General features: G+C 59.5%; 8 protein-coding genes. 4 read left to right on the top strand and 4 right to left on the bottom strand.

Features of this window, described 5'->3' with window-relative positions:
• Positions 1 to 430: 430 nt before the first annotated feature.
• Positions 431 to 718, top strand: coding sequence for a hypothetical protein (locus QWI18_RS10750; RefSeq protein WP_065986884.1), 288 nt, complete (start codon positions 431 to 433; stop codon positions 716 to 718).
• A gap of 398 nt (positions 719 to 1116) precedes the next feature.
• On the opposite strand, the gene QWI18_RS10745 is transcribed toward QWI18_RS10750, so the two are convergent.
• Complete coding sequence (locus QWI18_RS10745; protein WP_092410703.1) at positions 1117 to 1275, bottom strand: DUF3309 family protein; 159 nt, start codon at positions 1273 to 1275, stop codon at positions 1117 to 1119.
• A 447-nt stretch (positions 1276 to 1722) separates the two neighbouring features.
• Here QWI18_RS10745 and QWI18_RS10740 point away from each other — a divergent pair, with 447 nt between their 5' ends.
• From QWI18_RS10740 to csrA, 3 genes are all read left to right on the top strand, one after another.
• Entirely contained in the window at positions 1723 to 2535 is an 813-nt protein-coding gene (locus QWI18_RS10740; protein WP_369318808.1) for an SDR family oxidoreductase, read from the top strand.
• Between the two features lie 72 nt (positions 2536 to 2607).
• Positions 2608 to 2940: a YnfA family protein gene (locus QWI18_RS10735; protein WP_074890245.1), complete on the top strand. Its 333-nt coding sequence runs from the start codon at positions 2608 to 2610 to the stop codon at positions 2938 to 2940.
• A gap of 201 nt (positions 2941 to 3141) precedes the next feature.
• The gene (csrA, locus tag QWI18_RS10730) at positions 3142 to 3339 is read left to right on the top strand and encodes a carbon storage regulator CsrA (RefSeq protein ID WP_065986888.1); all 198 of its coding nucleotides are present in this window, start codon (positions 3142 to 3144) and stop codon (positions 3337 to 3339) included.
• A gap of 1 nt (position 3340) precedes the next feature.
• Here csrA and QWI18_RS10725 read toward each other — a convergent pair whose 3' ends face one another.
• The 3 genes from QWI18_RS10725 to ngg all read right to left on the bottom strand — a co-directional run bounded on the left by QWI18_RS10725 (position 3341) and on the right by ngg (position 6661).
• Positions 3341 to 3571: a YheU family protein gene (locus QWI18_RS10725; protein WP_192135470.1), complete on the bottom strand. Its 231-nt coding sequence runs from the start codon at positions 3569 to 3571 to the stop codon at positions 3341 to 3343.
• A 64-nt stretch (positions 3572 to 3635) separates the two neighbouring features.
• Positions 3636 to 4820, bottom strand: coding sequence for an osmoprotectant NAGGN system M42 family peptidase (locus QWI18_RS10720; RefSeq protein WP_065986892.1), 1185 nt, complete (start codon positions 4818 to 4820; stop codon positions 3636 to 3638).
• 92 nt (positions 4821 to 4912) lie between these two features.
• On the bottom strand, positions 4913 to 6661 hold the full coding sequence (gene ngg, locus QWI18_RS10715) for an N-acetylglutaminylglutamine synthetase (RefSeq protein ID WP_192135468.1): 1749 nt from the start codon (positions 6659 to 6661) through the stop codon (positions 4913 to 4915).
• Positions 6662 to 6663 lie beyond the last annotated feature (2 nt).

Here is a 6663-nt window from a genome sequence, read left to right as displayed (position 1 = left end):
CCCTCACTCCGGTCTCGCTCCGTGGGCCCGCGCCGAACGGACATCCATGTCCTGACGGCGCTCTCGCGGCATCCATGCCGCTCGGCCCACTCCGCGAGACCTGCGTTCAGCCTGCACCCAAGTCGCGTTTGGTGGTGACTGGGCTTTTTGTGTAGGAAGAGCAAGATCACAAGCGCGTCCGGTGTAGGACCGGCTTTAGCCGGGAAGAGGCCGGTTTGATCACCAAACGTTTTACTGAATGCCCGCGCTGCTTTAGTGGGACCGGCTTTAGCCGGGAAGGGGCCAGTTCAGGCGCGGGTAAATCTGAGGCAGATGTCATTTTTGCGATCAGTGCTTAAAAAAGATTGAACCGCTTTTACGCCGGTTCGCCTAATGATCAGCGTGTGGAGATTCCCACAGGCCTTGTGCTAATACCGGCACTCTTCGAGAGGTGGTTAACGTGGCTAAAGACGACAAGAAAACCAAAGGTGAAGCTTCGAAAGCCAGCAAGGATTTGAAGGACAAAAAGTCCTCTCCGGAAAAGAAATCAGCGGCGGCCTCGACTCTTTCTAAGTCTTCTGAAAAGAAAGACACCAAGAAAGACACCAAGAAAGCGGCTGAACCAAAGAAAGCCGCTGAGCCAAAGAAGGCGGCAAAGAAAGCTGACAGCAAGCCAGAAAAGGCCAAGAAATCAGACAAGGCAGAAAAGGCCGACAAGCCTGCAAAAAAGAAAAAGTGATGCCCGCTATCTGCTAGGGCGTTACGCCCTAGCTTCCTCAGAACGTCCTGTTCAATTGCTGTAAATCCTCCCTCCCGCTGATTTCCTCCACGCCCAGTGGCTGCCGCTGACGGGCGAACGCAAGTTTCTGAATTGTTAGTGTTCAAACCGACCCATTCCCGGCTAAAGCCGGTCCCACTAAAAAGCACACCGCGTACACCCTGTGGGACCGGCTTCAGCCGGGAAGCCGTTGCCGTTGTCGTTGCTTTTGATCTTCATGCGCAAAAAGCTCAGACATTGCCAATCGCGACTTGGGTGCAGGCCGAACGAACAATCTGCCCCTAGGCAGATCGGCCCCTAAAAAAAACACAAAAAAAACCGCGCCTGAGCGCGGTTCTTTTTTAATGTCAGCCTGGCAGTTAAATCCTGCCCAGCAACACCAATATCAGCAGGATCACCAGGATCGTACCGATGATGCCCGACGGACCGTAGCCCCAGCTTCTGGAGTGCGGGAATACCGGAAGTCCACCGATCAACAGCAGGATGAGGATGATGATCAGAATTGTGCCGATGCCCATGACGAGTTCCTTCTAGTGTTCTTGGAAGATGGCTATGCAACTCAAGACGTTGCCTCTCAGGCGAGTCATTGTGCTGCTTGATGAATCCGACTGTCGCTTTAATCAAAAGGTTCTGAGCGGCGGAAATAAAAATTAACACCTGCGGAAAAATCTATATAAATCATGGGTTTGAAATTTTAGCAAGACAATTTATCGCATCAGATTTTGATTAAAAATGCGCAAAAAGTGCCTGGCTTAGTGTGGAACGAACCTGCAACTAACTGGTCGCCAAGTTTGATATAACACGCTGCGCTTTAATCAACCCGCAGACCGAATACATCCAAAAGAGTGACCATCCATTCAAAGAATCGGTTTGCCTCTCATATTCAGCGACCTGATGAAGGGTTTGTCGGACAATCCACCTGTTTACACTCTGGCTACTTCTTCGTAACCGACAGGGCGTCTGCTATGCACAATCGCATCATGATCACCGGCGCAGGGTCCGGGCTGGGACGCGAGATCGCGCTGCGCTGGGCGCGCGAAGGGTGGCAGCTGGCGCTGTCGGATGTCAGTGACAGCGGCCTTCAGGAAACCCTGCGCCTGGTGCGCGAAGGAGGGGGGGACGGTTTCGTTCAGCGCTGTGACGTGCGGGACTACAGCCAGCTCACCGCGTTCGCCCAGGCCTGCGAACAGAAACTCGGCGGCATCGATGTGATCGTCAACAACGCCGGCGTCGCTTCAGGCGGATTCTTTGGCGAATTGTCGCTGGAGGATTGGGAGTGGCAGATCGCGATTAACCTGATGGGGGTGGTCAAGGGCTGCAAAGCGTTTTTGCCGCTGCTGGAACAGAGCAAGGGCAAGATCATCAACATCGCCTCCATGGCGGCGTTGATGCAGGGGCCGGCGATGAGCAATTACAACGTCGCCAAGGCGGGGGTGGTTGCGCTGTCGGAGAGCCTGCTGATCGAGCTGCGCCAGCAGGAAATCAGCGTGCATGTGGTGTGTCCGTCGTTCTTCCAGACCAATTTGCTGGATTCCTTTCGCGGCCCCACGCCGGCGATGAAAGCCCAGGTCGGCAAGTTGCTGGAGAGTTCGCCCATCAGCGCGACGGACATCGCCGATTACATCTACCAGCAGGTGGCCAGTGGGGAGTTCATGATCCTGCCCCATGAGCAAGGGCGAATGGCCTGGCAGCTCAAGCAGAAAAATCCTCAGTTGCTGTACGACGAGATGGCCACTATGGCGGAGAAGATGCGCGCCAAGGCGAAGTCCGGAAGCTGAGCCAGACATTCTGAACGGGTCTTTTCTGATAGGGTGGCCGGCACTTTCCGGCTGCCCAAGACGAGGCTCATTGTGCTCAATTACCTGTGGTTTTTCCTCGCCGCGCTGTTCGAGATCGCCGGGTGTTATGCCTTCTGGATGTGGCTGCGCCAGGGCAAGAGCGCGCTGTGGGTGATTCCGGCGCTGATCAGCCTGACGCTGTTCGCCGTGCTGTTGACCCGGGTCGAAGCCACGTATGCCGGGCGCGCCTACGCAGCCTACGGTGGCATCTACATCATTGCTTCCATTGCCTGGCTGGGCGTTATCGAACGTGTCCGCCCGTTGACGTCCGACTGGATCGGCGTTGGCCTGTGCGTGATCGGCGCGACCATCATCCTGCTCGGCCCGCGCTGGTCAGCCGCCTGATGCGCCGTGCCTGAGGCACAACCTGACGTCTGCCGTACCTTTCTCCGACCCGTGGGCCGGAAATGTCCAAGTGCGTAGGAAGCGTCTGTCGGCCATGTTCTTGAAGGGATGAAGGGCGTTACTGATTTTGCTCTGGCGCATTGAAGCGCGGGGACCTGAGCGTCAACCTGCTTCCTCGGTTACAGCCAAGGAGTAGGACGTATGCTGGTATTGACGCGGGAAATCGGAGAGACCTTCAACATTGGCGATGACATCACCGTGAAGGTGCTGGGCATCACCGGCAATCAGGTGCGCCTGGGAATCGATGCGCCGCAGAGCATCAGGATTCATCGGGCAGAAGTTATCCGACGGATCGCCTCGCGGCTGCAGCACCTCGCCAACCGGTTGCCGGGCAGGTGACCTATTCCTCGAAATATTCCTTTGGCACGTCATACTTGAGCATCAGCTGACATTGCTGGCTGTCCATGTCGAAAAAAATCACTGCCTGACCTTTGCTCAGCGCATGGCGCACCCGCAATACGCGGGTTTCGAGGGGGGTGTCGTCGCCGTTGTCAGTACCGTCGCGGGTCACGAAATCCTCGATCAGGCGCGTCAGGGTGTCGGCTTCGAGTTGGTCGTAAGGGATCAGCATAGGTTTCTCGGCCATCACAAAAAGTACACGGGGCGGCGATGCTATCGCGCCCCGTGCGGGCAGGCTACCGCTGCCCCACCAATGTATCCACCGACGGCACACGAGTGTCGCTTTCCATCTGCGCGTCGTGCTCCAGCTGATGGCTGAAGTTCTCCAGCGATGCGTTGGACGGATGCGCGTCGCTGGCAAACACTGGCGGGCTCATGATGTAGGCGGTGAGCAGACGGCTCAGCGTGCTCAAGCTGTCGATGTGGGTGCGTTCGTAACCATGGGTCGCGTCGCAGCCGAACGCCAGCAGGGCGGTGCGCGTGTCGTAACCGGCAGTGATCGCCGAGTGCGCGTCGCTGTAGTAATAGCGGAACAGGTCGCGGCGTACGGACAGTTCGTTTTGCTCGCCCAGGCGCAGCAAATGGCGTGACAGGTGATAGTCGTAGGGGCCGCCGGAATCCTGCATCGCCACGCTGACCGCGTGTTCGCTGGAGTGCTGGCCGGGGGCAACGGGGGCGATGTCGATACCGACGAACTCGCTGACGTCCCACGGCAGGCTGCCCGCAGCGCCGCTGCCGGTTTCTTCGGTAATGGTGAACAGCGGGTGGCAATCGATCAGGGGCTCGACGCCGCTGTCGACGATGGCTTTGAGCGCCGCGAGCAGAGCGGCGACGCCGGCCTTGTCGTCCAGATGGCGCGCGCTGATATGCCCGCTGTCGGTGAACTCGGGCAACGGGTCAAATGCCACGAAGTCGCCGATGTTGATGCCCACCGATTCACAATCCGCGCGGGTCGCGCTGTAGGCGTCCAGGCGCACTTCGACGTGGTCCCAACTGATGGGCATCGTGTCGACGGCCGTGTTGAACGCGTGCCCGGAGGCCATCAATGGCAGCACGCTGCCGCGAATCACGCCATTGTCGGTGAACACGCTGACGCGGCTGCCTTCGGCAAAGCGGCTGGACCAGCAACCGACCGGGGCCAGACCCAGCCGGCCGTTGTCTTTGACTTCGCGAACGCTGGCACCGATGGTGTCCAGGTGCGCGGAGACGGCGCGGTCGGGACTGTTCTGTTTACCTTTCAACGTGGCGCGGATGGTGCCGCGGCGGGTCAGCTCGAACGGGATGCCCAGTTCTTCCAGGCGCTCGGCGACGTAGCGCACGATGGTGTCGGTGAAACCGGTGGGGCTCGGGATCGCGAGCATTTCCAGCAGGACTTTCTGCAGGTAATTCAGATCCGGTTCATGGATGTTTGCAGTCGTCATAGGAACCTCAGTGTGGGGCGCTGAATGACCTGATAGCGGGCTCGCTGGCGGATTCGATCCGCCTGCAAGCTCACTGCTACAGGAATGGCGCCTTAGCCATGGGCAGGCTGGCTGTGGGGAAACAATAGATCGACGAAGCGCTCGGCCGTCGGTTGTGGCTCGTGATTGGCCAGACCGCAGCGCTCGTTCGCTTCGATGAATACGTACTCCGGCTGATCGGCGGCGGGGACCATCAGGTCCAGGCCGACCACCGGGATATCGAGGGCGCGCGCGGCGCGTACTGCGGCGTCCTTCAGTACCGGGTGAAGAATCGCGGTGACGTCTTCCAGACAGCCGCCGGTGTGCAGGTTCGCGGTACGTCGCACGGCCAGGCGCTGATCGGCCGGTAATACACTGTCGAAGCTGAACCCCGCTTCTTCAACGGTGCGGTGGGTTTCATCGTCCACCGGGATCTTGCTCTCGCCGTCGGTAGCGGCAGACCGTCGCCGGCTCTGGGCCTCGATCAATTGGCCGACGGTGTGACGGCCATCGCCGATGATCTCGGCGGGCCGACGGATCGCGGCGGCGACCACGTCGAATCCGATCACGACGATGCGCAGGTCCAGGCCTTCATGGAAGCTCTCGAGCAGCACACGACTGTCGAACTGGCGAGCACGCTCGACTGCTGCCTGGACGTCTTCGATGGTGCGCAGGTCCACGGCCACGCCCTGACCCTGCTCACCGTCGACCGGTTTGACCACGACGCGCTGATGTTCTTCAAGAAACGCCAGGTTATCGTCGCCATTGCCGGCCAGCTGCTGCACCGGCACTGCCAGACCTGCGGCCTTCAGCGTTTTCTGGGTCATGCGTTTGTCCTGACACAGCGTCATGCTGACCGCGGTGGTCAGGTCGCTCAGTGACTCCCGGCAACGCACGCGGCGACTGCCATGAATCAGCGTGAACAGCCCGGCTTCCGCGTCATCCACCTGCACCTCGATGCCGCGGCGATGGGCTTCTTCTACGATGATCCGGGCATAGGGGTTGAAGTCCGCCTGGGGGCCGGGGCCGAGAAACAGCTTCTCGTTGATGCCGTTTTTACGCTTGATGGCGAAGGTCGGCAGGTTGCGGAACCCCAGCTTGGCGTAAAGGCTCTTTGCCTGCTGATTATCATGCAGCACCGACAGATCCAGGTACGCCAGACCCCGGCTCTGGAAGTGCTCGACCAGATGACGCACGAGCACTTCGCCGACACCGGGCCGTGTGCATTGCGGATCAACCGCCAGACACCACAGGCTGCTGCCATTTTCGGGATCGTTGAAAGCCTTTTGGTGATTCAAGCCCATCACGCTGCCGATCACGGCATTGGTGGCCTCGTCTTCCGCGATCCAGTAAACCGGGCCGCCGTGATGACGCGGTGTCAGCAGGTTGGGGTCGATGGGCAACATGCCACGGGCGATGTACAGGTTGTTGATCGACGTCCAGTCTCCCTCGCTTTGTGCCCGGCGAATCCTGAAGCCACGAAACACGCGCTGGGCCGGGCGGTAATCGCTGAACCACAGGCGCAGGGTGTCCGACGGATCGAGAAACAGCTGTTGCGGCGATTGCGCCAGCACCTGTTGCGGGGCAGCGACGTATAAAGCGATGTCGCGCTCGCCCTGCTTTTCGTTGATCAAATCCTGCGCGAGAGAGGCCGGGTCAGGGTAGGTATGGCCAATCAGCAGCCGTCCCCAGCCGCAATGCAGAGCCAGCGGTTCTGTCTCAGGCGTGCTGCCGTCTTCGGCAAGGCGAGCCTGCAAGCGTTCGTACGACGGCGCCTGGCCGCGCAACAAGCGCTGGTTGTGAATCGAAGCGTTGGCTTTCATCG

This window comes from Pseudomonas sp. W2Oct36, from assembly GCF_041060465.1.
Classification (GTDB): Bacteria; Pseudomonadota; Gammaproteobacteria; order Pseudomonadales; family Pseudomonadaceae; genus Aquipseudomonas; species Aquipseudomonas graminis_B.
This window is presented reverse-complemented; position numbering and strand designations above follow the sequence as displayed.